20 protein-coding genes are annotated in these 21,785 nt (G+C 43.6%); 12 read left to right on the top strand and 8 right to left on the bottom strand.

The window, feature by feature from the left end; translation table 11 throughout:
* From truA to G5B30_RS02830, 3 genes are read right to left on the bottom strand one after another with little or no spacing between them, the layout of a single operon-like run.
* Positions 1-738 (bottom strand): tRNA pseudouridine(38-40) synthase TruA, encoded by a 738-nt coding sequence (gene truA / locus G5B30_RS02840; protein ID WP_317164311.1) that lies wholly within the window; start codon positions 736-738, stop codon positions 1-3.
* A 19-nt stretch (positions 739-757) separates the two neighbouring features.
* Positions 758-1,036, bottom strand: a complete 279-nt coding sequence (locus G5B30_RS02835) for a Txe/YoeB family addiction module toxin (protein WP_165318457.1) — start codon at positions 1,034-1,036, stop codon at positions 758-760.
* Entirely contained in the window at positions 1,033-1,263 is a 231-nt protein-coding gene (locus G5B30_RS02830) for a DUF2683 family protein (RefSeq protein WP_165318456.1), read from the bottom strand. Before G5B30_RS02830 ends, G5B30_RS02835 begins: the two co-directional genes overlap by 4 nt.
* Before the next feature lie 87 nt (positions 1,264-1,350).
* On the opposite strand from G5B30_RS02830, the gene G5B30_RS02825 reads away from it, so the two are divergent.
* From G5B30_RS02825 to G5B30_RS02780, 10 genes are all read left to right on the top strand, one after another.
* Positions 1,351-1,824, top strand: coding sequence for a DUF4293 domain-containing protein (locus tag G5B30_RS02825; RefSeq protein ID WP_165318455.1), 474 nt, complete (start codon positions 1,351-1,353; stop codon positions 1,822-1,824).
* A complete protein-coding gene (locus G5B30_RS02820; RefSeq protein WP_240903080.1) occupies positions 1,824-2,279 on the top strand; it encodes a hypothetical protein in 456 nt (151 codons plus the stop codon). The genes G5B30_RS02825 and G5B30_RS02820 overlap by 1 nt, the downstream gene beginning before the upstream one ends.
* A 241-nt stretch (positions 2,280-2,520) precedes the next feature.
* A complete protein-coding gene (locus tag G5B30_RS02815) occupies positions 2,521-3,132 on the top strand; it encodes an RNA polymerase sigma factor (RefSeq protein ID WP_165318454.1) in 612 nt (203 codons plus the stop codon).
* A gap of 139 nt (positions 3,133-3,271) precedes the next feature.
* Positions 3,272-4,426, top strand: coding sequence for a FecR family protein (locus G5B30_RS02810; RefSeq protein WP_165318453.1), 1,155 nt, complete (start codon positions 3,272-3,274; stop codon positions 4,424-4,426).
* A gap of 102 nt (positions 4,427-4,528) precedes the next feature.
* Positions 4,529-7,990, top strand: a complete 3,462-nt coding sequence (locus G5B30_RS02805) for a TonB-dependent receptor (protein ID WP_165318452.1) — start codon at positions 4,529-4,531, stop codon at positions 7,988-7,990.
* Between the two features lie 3 nt (positions 7,991-7,993).
* Complete coding sequence (locus tag G5B30_RS02800; RefSeq protein ID WP_165318451.1) at positions 7,994-9,892, top strand: RagB/SusD family nutrient uptake outer membrane protein; 1,899 nt, start codon at positions 7,994-7,996, stop codon at positions 9,890-9,892.
* A gap of 11 nt (positions 9,893-9,903) precedes the next feature.
* Positions 9,904-11,097: a DUF5000 domain-containing lipoprotein gene (locus tag G5B30_RS02795; protein WP_165318450.1), complete on the top strand. Its 1,194-nt coding sequence runs from the start codon at positions 9,904-9,906 to the stop codon at positions 11,095-11,097.
* A 22-nt stretch (positions 11,098-11,119) separates the two neighbouring features.
* On the top strand, positions 11,120-12,298 hold the full coding sequence (locus G5B30_RS02790) for a DUF4998 domain-containing protein (RefSeq protein WP_165318449.1): 1,179 nt from the start codon (positions 11,120-11,122) through the stop codon (positions 12,296-12,298).
* Positions 12,299-12,364: 66 nt separating this feature from the next.
* Positions 12,365-13,582, top strand: a complete 1,218-nt coding sequence (locus G5B30_RS02785; protein WP_165318448.1) for a hypothetical protein — start codon at positions 12,365-12,367, stop codon at positions 13,580-13,582.
* Between the two features lie 40 nt (positions 13,583-13,622).
* Positions 13,623-15,488, top strand: coding sequence for a hypothetical protein (locus tag G5B30_RS02780; RefSeq protein ID WP_165318447.1), 1,866 nt, complete (start codon positions 13,623-13,625; stop codon positions 15,486-15,488).
* A gap of 77 nt (positions 15,489-15,565) precedes the next feature.
* Here G5B30_RS02780 and G5B30_RS02775 read toward each other — a convergent pair whose 3' ends face one another.
* On the bottom strand, positions 15,566-16,105 hold the full coding sequence (locus tag G5B30_RS02775; protein WP_165318446.1) for a DUF2892 domain-containing protein: 540 nt from the start codon (positions 16,103-16,105) through the stop codon (positions 15,566-15,568).
* A 213-nt stretch (positions 16,106-16,318) separates the two neighbouring features.
* On the opposite strand from G5B30_RS02775, the gene G5B30_RS02770 reads away from it, so the two are divergent.
* Together G5B30_RS02770 and ung are read left to right on the top strand one after the other, a co-directional pair.
* A complete protein-coding gene (locus G5B30_RS02770) occupies positions 16,319-16,459 on the top strand; it encodes a hypothetical protein (RefSeq protein ID WP_165318445.1) in 141 nt (46 codons plus the stop codon).
* Positions 16,460-16,560: 101 nt separating this feature from the next.
* A complete protein-coding gene (gene ung / locus G5B30_RS02765) occupies positions 16,561-17,235 on the top strand; it encodes a uracil-DNA glycosylase (protein WP_165318444.1) in 675 nt (224 codons plus the stop codon).
* Here ung and G5B30_RS02760 read toward each other — a convergent pair.
* From G5B30_RS02760 to G5B30_RS02745, 4 genes are all read right to left on the bottom strand, one after another.
* Positions 17,232-18,311 (bottom strand): DUF6695 family protein, encoded by a 1,080-nt coding sequence (locus G5B30_RS02760; protein WP_165318443.1) that lies wholly within the window; start codon positions 18,309-18,311, stop codon positions 17,232-17,234. The two genes, ung and G5B30_RS02760, sit on opposite strands and share 4 nt — an antisense overlap.
* Positions 18,312-18,321: 10 nt before the next feature.
* A complete protein-coding gene (locus G5B30_RS02755) occupies positions 18,322-18,792 on the bottom strand; it encodes an Lrp/AsnC family transcriptional regulator (protein WP_165318442.1) in 471 nt (156 codons plus the stop codon).
* 88 nt (positions 18,793-18,880) lie between these two features.
* The gene (locus G5B30_RS02750; protein ID WP_165318441.1) at positions 18,881-20,212 is read right to left on the bottom strand and encodes a GntP family permease; all 1,332 of its coding nucleotides are present in this window, start codon (positions 20,210-20,212) and stop codon (positions 18,881-18,883) included.
* A gap of 15 nt (positions 20,213-20,227) precedes the next feature.
* A complete protein-coding gene (locus G5B30_RS02745; protein ID WP_165318440.1) occupies positions 20,228-21,559 on the bottom strand; it encodes a glycerate kinase in 1,332 nt (443 codons plus the stop codon).
* Positions 21,560-21,785: the final 226 nt, after the last annotated feature.

Below are 21,785 nucleotides of genomic sequence, written 5' to 3'. Positions count from 1 at the left end.
CTATCGATGAATGTAGGGGTAAGTAATTTGCGTCAGATACAAGCCACATGCTGGAACCGACACGCCGGCGTGAGACCTGTTTTTGCTGGCTATCACTTCCTGTATATACGAAACTGGGCTACCCTTTACACCGATTTCCAACAAGGTGCCTACAATGGCACGGACCATATTTCGTAAAAACCTATCAGCAGTAATGTGAAAAATCATGCCATTCTCGCTTTCTTCCCATTTTGCTTCGCGGATGGTACAGATGTTGGTGAACACCTGCGTATGTGATTTGCTAAAACAGCTGAAATCTTGTTTGCCATAAAGGTGTTGCGCTGCCTCATTCATCTTGTGTATGTCCGGCTTATCCCGAAGTAAATACGACCGGTTTGTCTGAAAAGGGTTTTTGTCAAAATGAAGAAGATATTCGTAAGACCGCTCCAGCGCATCGAAGCGGGTATGTGCATCCTCATGCACCGGGATAATACGGTGGATAGCAATGTCGAAAGGCAACAGCGAATTCAGCGCATGTATGCATCGTCCTGGATCGTTCTTCAAGGCGGTATGATCGCTGTCAAAATGGACAAAAAGCTGTTTGGCATGTACGCCTGTATCTGTCCGACCGGCGCCTGTTGTCTCTATGTCATGCCGGAGGTAGGTGTGCAGGGCTTTGTTCAGCTTTTCTTGTACGGAGATGGCATTATGCTGGATCTGCCATCCATGATAAGCTGTTCCATCGTAGGATATTTCCAAAAAATAGCGATTTGTGCTTTTACTTGTCGTTGTAATGTCCATAAGCTGAAAGCACCAAAACGGTTACCACTTCGTCCTGTATTTCATATACCAAACGATGTTCTTCCGAAATCCGGCGTGACCACGTGGGTTCAGTGTAATATTTTAATTGTTCCGGTTTGCCCGTACCTTGTCTTGGGTGCTCCTTGAGTTCTTCCAGAAGTAAATATAGCTTTTTTAGCAGTTTTTTATTTCCGGATTTCTCTATATGTGCTATGTCTTTACTAATATTGAGAGAAAAAACTATGCGATAACTCATAAGATACTCTTAAAAAGCTTTTCTCGCAATTCTGGGGTATATTCTACATATCTCCCTTGTTTTATATCCTCTTTAGCAAGATCTATCTTTTTATAAAACTCCTCTTCACTCATCGCTGTGTCATCGGATTTACCGATTTCAAAACGTACTTTCATTTCCTCCAATAAAGACTTGAGCAAAGATTGCTGCTTTTTGCTTTTGGGGTATATCGTTATACTTTCCATCATCTCTATTATTAAATGCTTGATGTAAAGATACAAAAAATGACTTTAGTTATGGGGATTCTGTTATATTTGTGCTATAACTATTATAAAATGATACAACGCATACAATCGATCTGGCTATTGTTGACTGCTGTCGTTATTTTGGGATTATTTTTATTTCCCTACCTGAATTATATCGATTTGGTCGGCTTAGGTAAGCAATTATATGTAACAGGGGCTTATACCGCGGTGAATAATGAAGCTGTCAAACAAGAAAGTTATTTGTTGCAAACTATAGCAACCGTTGTGCTGGGCTTCATCCCCATTTTTACGATCTTCCAGTATAAGAACAGGAAGCTCCAGTTAAAGTTAATTTTCATGGAGATCGTTCTGATCTGTCTTTTTGCTGTCTGGTTATTTATATCGGCCAGTAATACGTTATCTCTTATCTCCCAATCTTTTGGGGCTGCAAATATCGGTGTGGGCTTCTTTTTGCTGCCTGTTGCGGTTATCTTTCTTGCGATGGCCATCGGTGGTATACGTAAAGATGAGAAACTGATTAAGTCAGCTGATCGGTTGCGGTAATGGTACGTATCGCTTTCTTCGTTGTGTGGATGGCATGGTGTATAGTTTCTTTTGGCCAAGAGACTTCACCTTTGGTCGTTGATGATATTCAGGTGGATGTAAAAGATGTCAAGGTCTCTGTAAAAGGAGATAGTGTTACGGTAGATTTATTTTTGATATCTTATCAGAAGCATCCACGGGAGTTTCGGTTAAATACATTTGCATCCGGTGTTGTCGATTCAAAAGGTAGTCCTTATTTATACGCCAGTATGCAGATGGGACAGGTGAAAATTGATGTGTCAGACCGGCAGAATTACTTGAATTATCTCCTGGAACCGGACGAACCTACTCTATTTCAGCTAAAAACCGGAGCGTGGAAGAAACAATGGGGAAAGCCAAAACAGGTCAAATTAACGTTTGAAGATAGCACCGAGGAGGGGAAGTTTCTGGAGGTTAGTATTGATTTGGATAGATAAAAAAGGGGGTACAGTTTAGCTTCGAACTCCCGGAATTTTAAAAAATATTTGAAATGCAAATATTTACCTTTACCTTAGTGATAGATTGATTATAACATAATAATTATTTAACATTATTTTTATAGCATAGGTAAATGGGGGTTATTATATAGTGATAACTGTATATGTTATTTGTATAAAGATAGAACCTATTGTTAGTTTTTTAAAGACGTTTCGGTAACGTACACTTAGTTTATGCCTTATGATGACAGATGTCGCTGACTATACCACTGAGGAGGGCTTGTTGTTTCGGCTACGGGGAGGCGATCATGTCGCATTTGAATTGCTCTACCTGCAATATTCAAAACCTTTGTATTTGAAACTGCGCCGCATGGTAAAATATGCTGAAGAAGCCGATGAACTATTGCAGGAGTTATTTGTAAAAGTTTGGGAGAAACGTGAACAGATTATCATTCATCAATCTTTTGAAGCCTACCTTTACCGTATCGCACAACGAATGGCGGTGGATTATTTTCGAAAATTAGAAAGGCAGAGCAAAATGTACCAACAAGCACAGCTGTCAAAGGGGGCAATGAGGGAAGACCTGGAAGAATATCTATTGGCGAAAGAAACGCAACGGTTACTTGATGATGCAATCGCGCTATTACCGGAACAAAGGGGAAAGGCATTTACCTTGTGTAAAATTGAGGGTAAAAGTCATCGGGAAGCAGCAGAGATCATGAATATTAGTCCCAACACTGTTCATAATCACTTGGTGAAAGCTACGGGGACCGTTAAAGAGTACCTCGAAAAAGCTGGTAAAACTTTATCCCCATTGGCATTGATTATGGCGCTTTCCTACGTAGGTTGTTAGATTTTATGCTATGAATTTTCTAAAGAAAGTTCACGCGCCCTGCGTGTGCTAAAAAAAAATCGTCTTCTCGATAGTCACTTTCTGTTTTCTGTGCGTCATATGTATAAAAGGGGCAATGAAGCTCTGACCAATTTTGCTTATGCAGCGCGTTGAAGAACTATATGATAAGTATCTGAACGATACGATTAGCGATACTGAAAAACAGGAGCTTTTTGACCTGATACGGCAAGCCGATGATAGCCGTCTGGCTGCGCTTGCGGATCGGTATCTCCGTAAACCGGAATCGGAAGATCTCAACGCTGTGCAGGCAGACATACAGCGTATTTTGCAATATATTAAACATCGTATCATTGAGCAGGAAAATATCCCTTCAGCACCGGTCAAAACCTTTATCCTAGGGAAATGGTTTGCCGTAGCAGCAGCGGTATTGATCGTCAGTTTTGCGGGGTACTATATCTACAATACACGAACGATAAGCAAACAGCCACAACTGACTAATGTATACGGTGACGATGTTCTTCCTGGTGGCAACAGAGCTACCATGACCTTATCCAATGGTGAGATCATTGAGCTAAGCGAAGACAAGGACGGGATCGTTGCAAATGGAGAAGGTTTTACGTATGCTGATGGCGAGCAGGTCGTGGCCACGTCTGATGCGATACAGTATGCGACATTGGCTACACCAAGTGGCGGACAATACCAACTTACATTGCCTGACGGTAGTAAGGTATGGCTAAATGCAGTATCATCTATTACCTATCCTACGCGATTTGAGAGCAGTCAACGTCTCGTAAAGTTACAGGGGGAAGCTTTTTTTGATGTAGCCGAAGACAAAACAAAACCATTCATAGTGGAGAGCAATGACCAGCGCATTACAGTTACAGGGACAACATTCAATGTGGAAGCCTATGGAGATCAGAGAGCGACCAATACCACCTTAGTCTCGGGTAGCGTACATATCAACAGTAATAATGGACACCGAATCGTGTTGGAACCTGGACAGACGGCCATCTTGCATGACAACGGTTTTAAGTCTTTACCAGCAGATATTCAAGCTGTAACAGGATGGGTAAAGGGCGAATTTGTATTCCATTACAGCACGTTGGCGGACATACTACCGCAACTTGAACGCTGGTACGATATCCAGTCGGATATCGCTCCTATACCACAAGACGCCTTCTACGCGGAGATCAGTCGTAATATGCCGCTGTCGGCCGTGTTGAAAGCCATTGAAGAAACCAGTAATCTACGATTTGAGATCAAAGAAAGGAGGCTTTTACTGAAAAAGAGATAGAAAAAACCGGAAGTGCTTGCAACACCTCCGGAAAAGTCAGGTCGATGTGCCTGCCTACTGCACGTAATACATCACATTTTTTGAACCTAACAAATCAAATTTATGAATTATCTCATAGATTGCAAGAATGCGTATGCACGTAACATACACATTCCGCAATATTCACGCTTCAAATTATTGATCCGCATGAAGCTCTTTTTTATATCATTATTACTATTTATTGCACAGGCTAGTGCCAATATTAGGTCCCAGACCATTACGTTACGCTTCACTGACGCACCCTTGGAAAAAGTGTTGGCCGAAGTGAAGAAACAAAGTGGGTATAGCTTTATCGCCAACACGAAACTGCTCAAAGAAGCGAGAAAGGTAACGGTGAAAGTCACCAATGCCGGACTAGATGAGACACTACGTACCATCTTGCAGGATCAGTCCTTATATGCGGAGATCAGCAAAGGGATGATATATATTAAGGCGAAGAGAGCTGTGCCACGGCCAATAGTCGCAGACGTACTGCAAGAGATCAGGGGCACGGTACTAAACGAAACCGGAGAACCCTTAGTGGGGGCTACGATCACGATCAAGTCGACTAATGTGGGAACTCAGACGGACGGCGGTGGGAATTTTTCATTTCCAAAATTGGAGAAGGGGACCATTTTGGTTGTTAGCTATACCGGTTATCTGCAGCATGAAGTCATCATCGGGGACGAAGGAAAAATTGAGGTGGTATTGAAAGAAGACCCTGAAGCCTTAGAGGAGGTTGTGATTGTGGCTTTTGGGCAGCAGAAGCGAACCGACATGGTCGGTTCTGTGACCCAAGTTAAGCCTGAGAATCTACGAATACCATCCAGTAACCTGACAACAGCTTTGGCTGGCCAGGCTGCCGGAATTATAGCTTATCAGCGTAGTGGAGAACCGGGTATGGATAATGCCGACTTTTTTATTCGGGGGGTGACCTCGTTCGGAACAGGGAAGGTGGATCCCTTGATCTTGATCGACGGTGTAGAAGTGGGCGTTACAGAGTTGGCGCGTCTTCGTCCAGATGATATCGAGAGTTTTTCTATTATGAAAGATGCGACCTCCACCGCTTTATATGGAGCACGCGGAGCAAATGGAGTTATTTACGTGACAACAAAGCAAGGAAAAGAAGGTCCAGCAAGTATCTCTTTTCGTAGCGAAGCTTCGTATTCAGCACCGACTCGCAATGTCGATTTCGCAGATCCGGTAACATACATGAAATTGTATAATGAAGCACAACAGTCACGTTTTCCGCTTGAAAGACCTTACTATGCGCGTGAATATATTGATGCGACAGAAAAAGGAGAGTTCCCGATTCTTTTCCCTCAAGTAGATTGGCGAGAGGAATTGTTCAAAAAAAGTACGATCAACCATCGCCATAACCTCAATGTTCGGGGTGGAGGTAAAGTTGCCCGATATTATGTCGCCGGTTCTTATGCCCAAGATAATGGGGTGTTAAAAGTTGATCCGGTAAATAATTTTAATAACAATATTGATTTAAAGACGTATACGCTCCGCGCTAATGTGAATGTCGATGTGACAAAATCAACGGAGCTGATCGTACGGTTAAATGGTGTATTTGATGATTATAACGGGCCCATTCCAGGCGGAGCTACCCTTTACAATCAGGTGATTAGAAGCAGTCCGGTTGACTTTTGGCCTACCTATCCAAAAGATGCGGACCACGATTACGTGCAGCATATCATGTTCGGTAGACCGGCAGATCCGGAAAAATCGTTTATTAATCCCTATGCGAATATGGTGAGCGGTTATAAAGATTACACCCGTTCAGTCATGATGGCGCAGATGGAACTCAAACAGGATTTGGCGTTTATTACGCCGGGACTACGGTTCCGGTCGATGTTCAATACGAACCGGACGTCCCGGTTTGAAATCAATCGTTCGTATAAACCTTTTTATTATGGCATGGAATCCATGGATCGCCGAACAGGAGAATATACCTTGCGGGTTTTTAATGAATCATCAGGAACGGAATGGTTAGATTATGATGCACCTAACGATCCGCCGGGAAGAGTTCAGAATTCGATATTCTACTTAGAGTCGGCTGTCGATTATAGTAGGGTCTTCCATGAAAAACACGCTGTGAGTGCTTTGCTGGTAAACATTCTACGATCTAGCCTTAACTCACATGCCGAAAACCTACAAGTTTCCCTGCCTTCGCGGAATGTCGGCGTTTCTGGAAGAGGGACTTACGCGTATGACAGCAGGTATTATGCGGAGTTTAACTTCGGATACAATGGTTCGGAACGGTTTCACGAAAGTCAACGTTTTGGATTTTTTCCGTCGTTCGGTCTGGCTTGGAGTGTATCCAATGAGAAATTTTGGACACCATGGAAAGATAAAATTCACAAATTCCGCTTACGTGGGACCTACGGGCTGGTGGGGAATGATCAGATTGGAGCTGCTATTGATCGTTTTTTCTATATCTCTGAAGTCCAGATGGATTCAAATAATCGTCGTTATACGTTTGGACAGCAGAGTAGACGAACGTTAAATGGTATTAACGTAAAACGGTATGCCAATCCGGATATCACTTGGGAAACGTCCTATAAGACAAATTTAGCCGTTGAATTAGGTTTGTTTAACAAAGTTGAAATTCAGGCAGACTTCTTCTCCGAAATCAGAAAAAATATCTTGATGGACCGCGCGGATATTCCGACAACGATGGGACTGATGGCCGATTTAAAAGCAAATGTGGGAGAGGCCTCTGGTCGAGGTATGGATATGTCGGTAGATTTTTCACATAGTTTTTCCAAGCAGATGTGGCTGCAGGCGAGAGGTAATTTTACATATGCAACAAATAAATATAGAGTATATGAAGAACCTACATATGATAAAGAATGGTGGAAATCTCATGTGGGGCAGCCCCTCAATCAGCCTCGGGGATATATTGCTGAGCGGCTCTTTATTGATGATGATGAAGTTCAGAACTCGCCATTTCAGGATTTTGCCGGTGGATCGAATATTGCGGGCGATATTAAATACAAAGATATCAATGGTGATGGTGTCATTAATAGCTTAGATGAGGTACCTATCGGCTTTCCAACTATTCCTCAGATTATTTATGGTGCAGGTTTTTCATTTGGATGGAAAATGTTAGACGTTTCCGCTTTCTTTCAGGGATCGGCCTATTCCTCTTTTTTTGTAGATCCGGTCGCTGTCCAGCCGTTTGTTGGTGGTAAGCAGATCCTGCAGGCATTCGCGGATGATCATTATTCTTTAAGTAACCCGGATATATACGCGCTATGGCCCAGATTAAGTACGAACAATCATAGCAACAATGTCCAGCGCAGCACCTGGTGGTTACACAACGGTAATTTCTTACGGCTAAAGCAGGCTGAAATCGGGTTTTCGTTATCAGAGAATATGCGAAGCAGGCTCCATGCGAAGACAGCGCGTTTTTATGTGAGCGGAACGAATTTATTTAACCTTAGCCATTTCAAATTGTGGGATTCGGAAATGGGTGGGAATGGATTGGGTTATCCGCTTCAGCGGGTGTTTAATTTAGGTATAAATGTAACTTTCTAACGTATGAATTATTTAAAAATAACAATAGCTGCTTGCATTATTGCTATATCCGGAGGTTGCAACAAATGGATAGATGTGGTTCCTGACAATGTGGCGAGCTTGGAATATGCTTTTCGGATGCGAAGCACCGCGGAACGATATTTAGCGGGATGCTATTCCTATATCCCCGATTTTGGTGATAAATATATTAATCCTGGATTTTATGGAGCTGATGAGTTTTGGTTGTCCAGTGATAAAACAACTTGGGACAGTTGGAATATAGCCAAGGGGTTACAAAGTGTATCGAATCCATTAATAAATTACTGGATTGGGGAAAACGGTGGCTCTGACCTGTGGGAAGCTATCCGAGAATGTAACATTTTTTTAGAACATATTAGCAGTGTGCCTGATATGGATGATTACGAGAAGAGACAATGGGCTGCAGAGGCGAAATTTTTGAAAGCATACTATCACTTTTTACTCCTCCGTTCTTATGGGCCGATACCCATTATGCGCGAGAATATACCGATATCGGCTTCTGGAGAAGAGGTGAGGGTATCCCGCAGACCGGTGGACGAAGTGTTTGATTACATCGAGGAACTGATTACTGAGGCAGAGGACGGGTTGCAGTTGCAATTGATAAACGAGAATTCCGATTATGGCCGGATTACGTTACCCATCGCATTGGGGTATAAAGCAAAGATTTTGACCTATGCTGCCAGTCCATTGTTCAACGGTAACACGACCTATGCAAACTTTACGAATCGTGATGGTACAGTTTTATTCAATACGGAGTACAGCCAAGAAAAGTGGAGAAAGGCTGTGGATGCACTGAAAGACGCAATTTTGGTTGCTGCGGATATTCAAGGGTATTCATTATATGAATTTCCGCTGGATAACCGAACCCAAGGTATTCCCGACAGTCTGCGCTTGGGCTTAACCAACAGGGGTACGGTGACTGATCCATGGAACAGTGAGATTATATGGGCGCGTAATACCTCAACTACCTCACTGCAGTCATGGACACAGCCCAAAGCATTGAGCGAAGAGCAACGCGGCTATACGACACCCAATGGAAGTACGGGTGTTCCATTGAAGATCGCTAGTCTGTTTTATACCGAGAACGGAGTGCCTATAGACAAAGATATAACCTGGGATTATAACAACCGATTTGATTTGAAGGTGGCGGAGTATGAAGATCGCTACTATATTAAACAAGGAGAAACCACTGTTGCTTTTAACTTCGATAGAGAACCTCGTTTTTATGGCTCGTTGGGGTTTGATAGAGGGGTTTGGTATGGACAAGGGAATTTCAATACTGATGAGCCTTACTGGTTGAAACTGTTGGTAGGGGAATTTGGGGGTAAACAGCAGCTGGGTTTTCACTCTGTGACAGGATACTATGCTAAAAAGTTAGTGAATTATACAAATTCCAATTCAGAAAACTCAACTTATAATGCGGTTAATTACCCATGGGTAATGCTACGGTTGGGCGATCTGTATCTGCTTTATGCCGAGGCGTTAAACGAATTGAACGGGCCAAGTACTGAGGTTTATGAATATTTAGACCGGATTCGTACCAAAGCGGGGCTGCCGGGTGTTGAATACGCATGGAACACATTCACCACTGAAGCGTACAAACTGGAAACAAAAGAAGGTTTACGGGAGATCATACAGCGGGAGCGCGCTATTGAAATGGTTTTTGAAGGGGAGCGATTTTGGGATCTGCGACGTTGGCGAACTGCACCCGATGAGTTGAATCAGCCGATAACTGGCTGGGATGTGAATCAAAATAATACGGAAGGCTTTTATAGAGAGCGTATACTTTTTGATCAGCAGTTTAGAACGAAAGATTATTTCTGGCCAATTCGGCAAAACGATTTAATCGTCAATAAAAACTTGGTTCAAAATCCGGGGTGGTAAAAAATAAAATTATGAAAAATATAAAATTTTTAGTCGTCATATTCGCTTTATTGATCTCTTCCTGTGAGCAAAAGAGTAATGAGCCATTGGTCGATAGCTTCGGCCCACCAGCAGAAGTCAGAAATGTTAAAGTCGAAAATTTACCGGGAGCAGCTCGTGTGACCTATACCTTGCCAAGCGATCCGGGTATGTTGTATATAGCAGCAGAATTTACGGATGACAGAGGATTGAAGAAAGTCGTTAAATCATCTGGTTTCAAAAATTATGTGCTGTTAGAAGGGTTTGGAAAGGCAAAAGAATACGAAGTGGAGTTATACTCTGTCAGTAAATCGGAACAACGTTCTGCTCCGGTTCGGGTGAACATCAGTCCAACTACACCTCCAATACAGCTTTCCGCCAATACCGTGGAAGCGTCACATACATTTGGAGGGGTACTACTGAACTTTAAGAATGCGTTCAACATGGAATATGTATTTTATACGCTGATAAAAGACAATAATGGTACATGGGTCGAATATGACCGACATTATACCGGAGCGGAAACAGAAGATATTCTCTTTGCTGTACGGGGATTGGAGGCTACGCCTACTGAATTTGCATTTTACCTGCAGGATAAATGGCAAAATATTTCTGATACGATCTATAGTACATTAACTCCTTTGTATGAAGAAGAGCTGAATAAAAGTCTGTGGAAAGCGGAAGAATTAATAGATGATTTTTACGAACCATTGTATGATACCAGGCCTTTGAGTCAGCTTTGGACAACAGGTGGAACGAGCTATTTTTTTCAAAACCATAAGGATTATCCTGAAAAAGCGGGTATGCCTACCTGGGTGACGATTGACCTGGGCAAGGAATATTTACTGGGACGTATGAAAACACATATGGTACAACATGCGGATAGCTGGAAGTACGGATCATGCTCACCAAGACGTTTTGAGATATGGGGTAGTAATAACCCCGTGCCAAACTGGGATAATTGGACGCTGTTGGGTGAATTTGAATCGACGAGACCTTCGGGAAGAGGGATAGGAGAACCGCTTACGGACGATGATGAGAAACAGATCGTGGACGGGGAAGATTTTGAATTTGAGTTAACGGATCAGTCGTACCGGTATATTCGATACAAAGTAAATGAGACATGGGGAAGTACGACGTATTTCTGTTTGTTGGAACTTACTTTATGGGGACAGGCGGCAAATTAGGTTGGGATTAAAATAGAAAAACATGAAAAGATTATTTTTGATATTATGCGTCTTGGTATTCTTCGTATCGAGCTGTAAAAAATTGGACGATAATTATAAGCAGTTTATCGGAGATGGAGAAATTACCTATGTAGGTAAAGCAGATTCATTACACCTCAGAGGAGGAGACCGACGTGCAGAGCTTTCATGGCTCTTGATGTCCGACCCTTCGGTGTCTTCCTATAAAGTATATTGGAATAACAGGCAAGATTCGTTGTTGGGGAATCTGGTGAAAACAGAGGATGTCGACACCGTTAGGTTAATTATTGATGATCTAACTGAGGAAACTCATGAGTTCGAAGTCTTTCTTTATGATAAAGACGGCAACACTTCCGTCCTGTCGTCGGTTGTTGGTAAAGTGTATGGTCCGCTATATAATCGGACACTGCTTAATCGGTTGGTTCGGGAAGCAACGTCGCTCAGAGGTGATCAATTGGAATTGTCGTTGGCGGCGGCTGAGGAGACACTACTGTATTCGGAGGTGAAGTATCTTAATATACATAATGAATTAATTACTCATCCAATTGCTCGGGGCGTCGAAACTGATATATTGTATGACTTTCCGAACGGCGGCAGTTTTGAAATGCGCTCGGCATTTAAACCTGATTCATTGGCTTTGGATACCTTTTACACAGACTTTGAGCCGTTTGAGACCGAGATGGCGGTTTTTGTAGAAGATCCGCTTGAGCTTTCCTTTGAAACAAAAGTGCAGTATGGAACCCAAGAGGGTCAGTTTGCTGTTTTAGTTTCTACAGATTTTAACGGTGTTTATGACGAGGAGAATATAGGTGACGCTACCTGGACAGATATTACCGAAGAATTTGACATAGCCACCGGAACCAGTGATCTGGCATCGGGAATCAAAAATTTGGATCCTTATATGAAACCGAGTACACCCATATATGTAGCATTTACATACACCTATCGCCCAGATGCGGGCACCCCAAGAAATTGGACGCTCGGAAAAGTGTTGGTAAAGAGTGTGGAAGACGGTAGAGTGGTCGGTGTGGACAGCGAAGACTTGAATATCGTTGTTATCGGCGAAACTGATCGGGACGTTGCTGTTCCTGTAAGTTCCGGGACAAAGATCACGTTTAGAGGCAATACGGGATTGCGGGATAAGCCTTTGGTTACTTGGGCAATTAGCGGTCCTTTGGAATAGGATTATGAATACAACGATCTTGTTTAGAAGAAGTGAAGATTTAAATTATAAAAATACATGAATACGATGAAGACTATAAAAAAAATTAATTCTTATATTTTATTGGGTTTTGTTTTGTTTACTGGATGTTCCGCTAAGGATAATCCGGATATAGAAACAGGTGGAGATAACCCCGGAACGGAAAATTCCGCTCATTACTACGTAGCTCCGTCACCGCGGGGAATAGGAGACGGGAGTTCGGAAGAGAATGCAGCTGATTTTCTATCAGCTGTTTTCTGGGACGGTATACGTAAACAGCTTCTATCGAAACCGGTGGAAGTTCAATTTGTGAAAGGATATTATGAGCGGGCTTATGTAGAAAAAGGGCTTGCTTTTGAACGGATTGGGCACCCGGAACACCGGCTGATCCTCAGGGGTGGGAAAAGTGTAAATTTCCCCGTGTTGCCAGGGTATGAAAAAAGAAATACCCTTGTTAGTTTTCACGGTGCTCAGAACATTACTTTTAGTGATTTTCATTTTATGGGGGATGGTGCTATAAATTATGTGGTTGCCGTAAGGACTCCGAGCGGATTTCCTCCCTCCAAGAATATCCTTATCGAAAACTGTACTTGGACCGACATGCGTGGGACAGAATATGGTGCAACTGGATGTCATTACGAAGGAACGACCGATGTTACCTATAAGAATTGTACATTTAGACGTATTGGTAATGGCACTGGGGCCCACATGATGTACCATGCATATGGTCCCAATCGTATTAATGTTATTGATTGTCATTTTGAAAATTGTACCGGAGAATATGTTCGGTTTAGAGATAGAAGTGATTTCGCTATGGTTAAGAACTGCACCTTTAAACGTGATGAAGGATGGATCGGTGCCGCTTTTATTTCTATTCCTAATTATAATGATGTTGATCCCGGAGATGAGTATTTTGGAGTAAACTATTCCTTTACGGGCAACGTATTTCAAAACACACGTTATGCCATTCAATTCAGACATACAGGCTTTTCTCCTACAGAATACAACTATCTATTAACGGCAGAAGAGGGTGCAATATTAGAAAATGGTACCAAACCTGAAAAAGTGAAACTTTTGAAGGATAATTTTGGTCTTGATGTAAGTAAGATCAGAATTGCAGACAATTCATACGATGGAATTTACGATAAGCATGTGTCCATAAATTCTGGCGTATTGTATGGTGCTGAATCATTAGGATGGACGGGCACAGTCGATATTACAAACATATTTGACTCCACAATACCTCCTTTCGATTGGGAGCCATGAGTTATAAAATTAAAAATTTTTAAGAAAATCGAATAAAAATATGATAAATAAAGGCATAGTGTCGTCTGTCTGCCTACTCGTTTTAAGTTTTTGGAATTTTTGCGTTGCACAAGAAAAAACTTATGCGTTTGAAGAATTGGGGCAGCCCATTAGAGTGCCATTGAACATTGAATTTGTCACCAGAAATGAGGTGACTGGACCAATAGCGTGGGGCGCATTTACCGATGCCGAGAGCAACGCACTCGTAGGAGTACACATGGAAGACGGTCGGCTTATAGAAGTAGACTTATCTGAATATGGGAAAGCAAATGCGCTACTGTTGTTTAAAGGTTCTGATGAGTATATTTATCTGTATTCGGGGAAGCCCGGGCGTTTTTTCAAATATGACATTCGTTTGAACAAGTTAGAAACGGTCGGAGAAACGAGTCAAGCAAAGTATTGGATGAAAAGTAGCCATACGGTTTCGCCTGAAGGTTTAATCTATGTGGGTACATATCCCCGGGCAGCAGTTTCGGTACTTAACCCGGTGAAAGAAGAGGTAACTGTCATTGATCGTGTGTCTTCTTCAAAAGGGAGTGAATACGTGATCAATCTGGAAGCTGATACTGAGGGTATTGTGTACTTTGCTACTGGCATGCAGCATGGAGAATTGTGGTCTTATAATCCTAAAACAGGACAAAAGAAGCAGATTCTTCCGGAAAATCTGATGACGTACGGTGCACCACAGATATGGAAAGCAACCGATGGACGTGTTTACGGTAAAAGAGGAAGGACAACTTTTCTCTGCACAGAAGAAGCAATTATCCTGAACAAGACACAAAAGGCTGCGGTTATTACCCCAGATAATCTATATCACGATACGCGAGCGTTATATCTGAACCGATCGGGTAATCTGGTTTTGGAAAATGAAAAGAGTAAAATGCGATCAATACTGGAGAGTGCTTTTAAACCGGCCGCACGTGAAGTTTTTGCCATCGGCGATATTTATAATGGTAAACTGTATGGAAGTGGGATGAAGCCTGGAAATATTTTTACCTATGACCTACATACCGGCAATATAGAGGATTTAGGCATACTGACACGCGGACGTATTCAAACATATGACATTCTCGCTCATAAAAATCAGCTATTTATGGCGAGTTATTCTGGAGGATTCGTGGACGCGTTTACGGTAAATGAAGACGGCAAGCCATCAAATCGAAAATTTGTCGCTAACTTACATAGCTTAGCGAAACAAGAGCGGCTACATCAATTGATAACTGGTCCTGATGGTTATATATATAGTCCAACGATGCCCATCAAGGGGTATTTGGGGGGGACGTTGGTTCGCGTAAATCCGGAATCATTGGAAGTTAAGGTTTTCAGGGATATTCTGCCGAATCAAAGCTTGCTGTCTGTGACAGCAGTAAAAGAAACAGGAGAACTTTTTCTAACATCTTCAATAAAAGGGGGCTCCAGTGCGAAGCCAACCGAGAAAGAGGCATATATTGTTCTGTGGGATCCTTCAAGCGAGAAAGTAACCTATAAAGGGAAGCCTCTCACAGGTGTGGGTTCTTATGAAAAAACTGTACAAGCTAAAAATGGATTAATATATGGTACGGCAAGAGATACAGTGTTTGTTTTTGATCCGATAAATAGAAAAATTGTAAAAAAGATAGCGGTCAAACACCCGGACGGCAATATCGTGAGAATCAAATTAAGTGAAACATTAGGGCAGGATGGGCTGGTCTATGGAGTGGATACGCGTAATGGGAGGTTACTATGTATAGATCCGTCCATTAATGAAGTGACTGTTTTAGACCAACACCCGTCTTTAGTAGGAGTCCGTTTTGCGGAAGTAAAAGAAGATGGATATCTTTATTACGCTGTACATTCCAAATTATTTCGGGTAGGCGTCATAAATTGAATCTCATGTGATAAAATCGATGCCAACCCTATATGTGATTCGTTGGGTAGCGGGAATAAAAAACGGAATTCTTTCACTTATCTGGAATAGCGGAACTGCTGCTTATCCATCAGTCCCATCTGATCTTTCATCATTTTGATCTGATCAGCCAGAAGTTTATTTTTATCGGCTCTTTTTGCTTCCTGTAATAGCTTTTCCGCTTCACGCTTATTGCGTTTGGCCATGGCTACACCTGCCAGGCTGAGTTTTGCTAAAGCCACATTGTGGTCCATGTGCAAACCCAAGGATAAAGCTTTTCTAAAGAATTTTTCAGATTGCATAGGGGCACGTTGTGACTCGATAAGTCCCAATAGCAAGTGATAATAACCATGTTGTGCCGAAATCAACTGCTTCTCGTAACTTTTGATTTTCTTTAACCATTTTTCAGCACTTGCAACATTTTGTTTGCGGAAAAACCACTGTGCAATAAGCATGTTTTCGTTAAAAAATACGGTAACCCAAGCTAAGATTGTAAGTAAAATACCTAAAATACCCCAACCCCAGTGACCAAACCAAAACAAGGCTACTGTGCCGATAAGCAGAAGGGAGCTTAATATGATGCGGACGATATTTGACATGTTATTTCGTGTTAATTCAGAAGTGCAAAAATAGCTAAATTTCCATTCATATACAATAACGTTGTTTGGTCCAGGGCAGTCGGGTCTTCATCATTTTTTTTGCCACCGCTCATCCTCTCCGTCGCTGCCGCGACATGGCCCTACTTTTTTTCCGCAAAAAAGATAGGCAAAAACTGAACGAAGTGAACTCATGGATACAATTAAAAACAAACATTGATCCATAAACTCGCCGCTGTACCCAGATGCTACAATGGTAGTGCTTCCTCCTGCAACCCGCATCTGGCTACTGCTTCAGCAGGCATCAGGGTTTGCGCTGGTGGTAGAGGGGCTGATGCAACATTGGCGGCATTTTAGCCAAACGGAGAGCTTGTGCTACCTGCATAACGCAAGATCCGATTGACCTGGTTTGGTCGACTTAGTTGACGAAGAAATGTAAAAAATGTATTTTTGGAAGTATGGGAAAAAAATATGATGAGAGTTGGGCACCTATCCTAGGGCCTTTATTTGAGCAGGATTACATGAAGCGGCTATCGACTTTCATACAGCAGGAGCGGAGCAGAGGGCATGTTTTCCCACCGCAGGATCTCGTTTTTAATGCCTTTCGCCTGACTCCTTTTGATCAGATAAAAGTTGTCATCTTAGGACAGGATCCCTATCATAATGTGGGGCAAGCGCACGGATTATCCTTTTCGGTACCGGATGGAATTGCCCATCCGCCGTCGCTGCGTAATATCTTTGCTGAGCTCGTGACAGATATCCCGGGTTTCCAGATACCTGTTTCGGGCGATCTGACAAAATGGGCTAAAGAAGGTGTGCTCCTTCTGAATGCGACCCTGACTGTTCGTGCTCATGAAGCGGCTTCCCATCAAGGACACGGTTGGGAACAATTTACCGACAGCATTATAGCCCGGATCTCGGCAGATAGAGAAGGCGTTGTTTTCTTGTTGTGGGGTGCTTATGCACAACGGAAAGCTATGCTGATCGATCATAGTAAACACCTTGTACTTAAATCTGTACACCCTTCCCCATTGTCTGCCCATCGCGGTTTCTTCGGTTGTAAGCATTTCTCTCAGGCCAACATCTATCTTGCTGGGCAAGGAAAGGAGCCTATCGATTGGAAGTTGGCCTAAGCATATCGTTCTTTAATGTATTCGTATTGATATCCCTCCATAGGGAGTTGTGCGTTATGATCAATTCTTATTTTTACACCGTTTTGGTCAATGTGGGTAAAAAGAAGATGGCTATCATACGTTATAGTCCAGGGTTCTTGGGCATTGAAAGGTGCAGAAGCTGTACCTTGGACAACATATTCCAATCGGCCATAGCTCGTAAAACGTTTAATCGTAAATAGTTCATTATCCTCGTCGTAATGCCCTATATACCACGCCCCATCACTAACCCCGCCGAGGTACGTCGCATCTGCAGGTATATTTATAGGTTTTGACTTGAACTTTACCGCACCGATAATCTGATCCGTGGGAAGAAGATTGGCTTTTTTTGTTTTTACGTTGTCGCCAAGTTGTTTTATCAAGAATAAGAGAGATTGCCACCTGTTCATTCGGAAACACTTTAACCCCTCCTGGGGCAGGTAGGAATAAACTATTCGCTTCGTAGACGCATTCACAATATTACTTATCGGACTGGATTTGATGGTTTCGGGCAGATTGAGGCCATGCCAAAAGTGAAATTGCCGGGAAGACTTTAACAACATCCGCGTGATGAAACGCGAACAATTGTTGTTATTGCGTGCCACTGCTCCATAAGGATAAGTGCCCTGAATAACGCAGTCATCACCATATTGCTTCGCTTTTTCAAAGTTGATACCTTCGACAATAGAGAAATACAACTTTCCTTCACCATACATAAAGGGTTTCAATTCCTCGAAGTGAGCAACGATCTCTTCTAAGTTTTGAATCTTGCTATCACTGATTTTTGCTTTCGTTTTGATTTCCAACAGGGGATCCGAAAATTTTGAACGGGCCCGTCCGAAGCCTCTTGGCGTAATATACCGTCCGAAGTCGTAGAAAAGCATTTCACCATTATGGTGGTTGATGATAACGATTCCCGTGTGTCCAACCTTGAAATTGAGATTCTTGACTATACCGATTTTTTTGAAAAACATCATCCACTGTTCGTCCCCTCGGATAGTTGCGTCTGGCCAAGTCAATATTATCGCAAAATCGTTGTATGAGGCTGTTGTCGACAAGTGTTTGAGTTTAGTATTCCAACGGGACTATAGGTTCCTTTTTCGATGTAGACATGATCATCATGGTCTGAAATGTTTTGACAAATGGAATTTTTGAAATCTTATCCATAATGACCGACTCATAGGCCTTGATATCTTTCACATACACTTTCAGTATAAAGTCGCAGTTGCCCGTGACGTGGTGGCATTCGGTGACCTCCGGGATAGCTTTTACCGCTTCGACAAAATCGGGAATAGCATTCTGGGTGTGGAAATCCAATGACACCTGAATGAAAGATTTGATTCCCAGCCCCAATTTTTCTTCATCGACAAAAGCATGGTAGCTTTTGATAAATCCTGAATTTTCGAGCTTGCGGACCCGTTCCAGTGTAGGGGCGGGCGAAAGACCTATATTCGTAGCCAGCTGCAGGTTGGTAATACGACCGTTTTCCTGAAGCAGGCGCAATATCTTGAGATCTAATTTATCCGGTTGATACAACATGTCGGCTTGTGATTTATACTTTGAAGTATAAACTTAGATAAAAAGCTTTGAATTCGCCAAATACAACAGGCGTTTTTACTGCGCTTTGTTAAAAAACCAACAAGATAGCCCATATCAACAGCTGTGTTACTACCCCCATCAGCAAGGTGGCTACGGAATAGACCTTTAAGGTCGAGGCAGTGCTCAGATTCGAAAAACGGTTGATCACCCAGAAGTAGGCATCATTGGTATGGCTCACGCACATACTGCCTGCGCCAAGGCTGAGAATGGCCATAGTGATCTCCAAGGACGTATCCAGACCCAGATCTTTCAACAGCGGCGTGACCAACGCCGCGGCCGTAATAACCGCAACGGTGGACGATCCCTGTGCCGTCTTTAGAAAGGCTGCGATGAGGAAAGGAAAAAAGACACCCAACGATGCTCCCGTCAACATATTGCCCAGATCACCCGCTACTCCGGAGCGTTGGAGTATCTCACCGAACATACCACCTGCACCGATGATCGCCAAAATCCCACCTGCCTTCTCCACACCTTCCGTCATCCAGTGCGATAGCTGCCCTTTGTCTTCTTTCTTCAGCAGAAACAATGCCGCGACCACGCCTATACCTAAAGCGATGATGGGATCGCCTATAAACATGACGGCATGGCCGATGGGACCAATACCCGCCGCCGTGTCCATCAATAGCTTAACAGATGCACCTGATCCGATCAGTAACACCGGCAGTACAACCGGGATAAAGGACAGACCGACATGCGGTAGTTTTCGCCGGACACTTATTTCCTCGTCATCTTCAACAGGTCGTGTATAGTCATCGGCAACACGTTTGCCTCCCCAATAGGCATACAACAGCCCCACAGCGGCCGCAGGGACAGAAAGCAGCGCCCCCACCAGAATGATCGTCCCGAAATCTCCACCTACCGTCTCGACAGCTACCGTAATACCGGGGTGTGGCGGCACAAGGCAGTGTACGGCATACAGGGAAGTGCCCAGGGCAGTAGCCATAACGATCATCGTCCAGTGCGTCCGTTTGACGATGGAATGGTTGATCCCGTTGAGTACTATAAAGCCGCTGTCGCAGAAGATAGGAAAGCCGATGATATAACCGGTCAGGGCAATGCCGAGCGGAGCGTTCTTTTCGGATACCTTTTTCAGGATATATTCGGCCATGCTCACGGTTGCTCCCGTCTTTTCCAGCAGGATCCCTAAGGTCGTGCCCAGTATGATCAGTACGCCTACCTTCTCCATGGTATGGCCGAAGCCGGCCTTCATCTGCCTGACCACCTCATCCAGGGCGATTCCGCTCAACAGCCCTACACCCAGCGCGGCCAGAGCCAGAGCAAAAAAGGGGTTCAGTTTCTTATGGGCCGTGCTCCAGATCACGAAACCGACAGCCACTAATAAAATCATTATTGCGTACATAACAGCTCTTTGTTTTTAAACGACGATCATCATCTGTATATCCATCACATTGGTCTGCGTAGGGCCCGTACGGACAAGTCCTCCTACCTCTTGGAAGAAACGGTAGGAATCATGGTCTGCAAGATAACGCTCTGCAGCGATACCGGTACGGGCTATGTTATCCAGGGTCTCAAAACTAACGATAGCACCGGCGGCATCCGTAGGCCCGTCCGTGCCATCCGTACCGCAGCTCAGCAGCACGACATTATCGGCACCTATTTCGCTTCTTAACCGGCTGAGTTCCACCAGGGCAACTAAGGCGAAATGCTGGTTGCGTCCCCCTTTTCCGTTACCTGTAACATGGATGACCGTTTCCCCGCCCTGTATGAAACAGCAGGGCCTGTCTATATCACCTGCTACGAATTGACCAACGAATTGCCGGGCTTCCGATTCCGTATTCCCCGTAATGAGCCGGTCGGACAGGTACACGTGATACCCAAGCCTTTCTGCAGCCTTTGCCGCTGCCGAAAGCGCTACCCGGCTGGACCCCACGATCGTATTGGTTACCCTGGAAAAAATCGGATCATCCGGCTTTGGATTTTCCGGTATCAGCCCACTTGCTCCGTTTTCTAAATACCGTATCACATTTTTTGGAATTTCTGATGAGGTATCATAACGGCTTAATATCGCCAAGGCTTCCGCAAAAGTGGACGTATCCGGATAAGTCGGTGCACTGCCGATACTGCTCAGGTCATCGCCCGGAACGTCACTGATCACCAGTGAAAACAATCTTCCCTTACAATAACGGGGTAGCTGTCCACCTTTCACCAACGACAGATGTTTGCGGATCTTGTTGATCTCCTCAATCGGAGCACCTGATCTTATCAAGACATCGTAGGTAAGGCTAAGCTCCTGCATACGCAGTTCCGGGGGGATATCGCACCATAAGGAGGAAGCCCCACCGCTCAACAGGAAGATGACAACATCCTCTTCCGTCACCTGCTTCAGAAATTCCAGCGTCTCGGCCACCGCATAAACGGAAGACTCATCGGGCACAGGGTGCGAGGCAGCCAATATGCGTATCCTTTCCCCGGCAAGTGCATGTCCGTGCTTTACGGTTACCAAACCCGCTGTCAGGTGGGATCCTAAAATTCTTTCGACCTCTACGGCCATAGCGGCCGAAGCTTTTCCTACGCCGATAAGGTAAATCTTATGAAAGGAATGCCGGGGCAATTTTGTTCCGGCAATGCGCAGACCGTCGCTGTCTACCACAACATGCCGCTGCATTAACGTCGCGGGATGCACGGCGGCAATGGCAGCATCCCAGATAGCTGCTATGTCATGTGTAGCTGTTTTCGCGGTTTTCAATACAATCGGTTAATCTATAATGATATGCTAAAGATAACTATTTAATATTTCGGGTCGACAATTTTTATCACCAAATCAGGCTTGTCTTTTCTTTTTGATGTTTAAAATTTGGTTTTAACCCCGTTGTACGTGCAGTACAAGAACAGCGCAAAGGTGTAAAAATGAGACCAATTCGGGGGGTAGGGTTAACTGCTCGCTGTCTCATTTTTACACCTTTTTTTGGTCT

The organism is Sphingobacterium sp. SGG-5 (assembly GCF_011043525.1).
Taxonomy (GTDB): domain Bacteria; phylum Bacteroidota; class Bacteroidia; order Sphingobacteriales; family Sphingobacteriaceae; genus Sphingobacterium.
The sequence above is the reverse complement of the archived record's forward strand: the minus strand, read 5'-3'. Positions and strand labels throughout refer to the sequence as shown.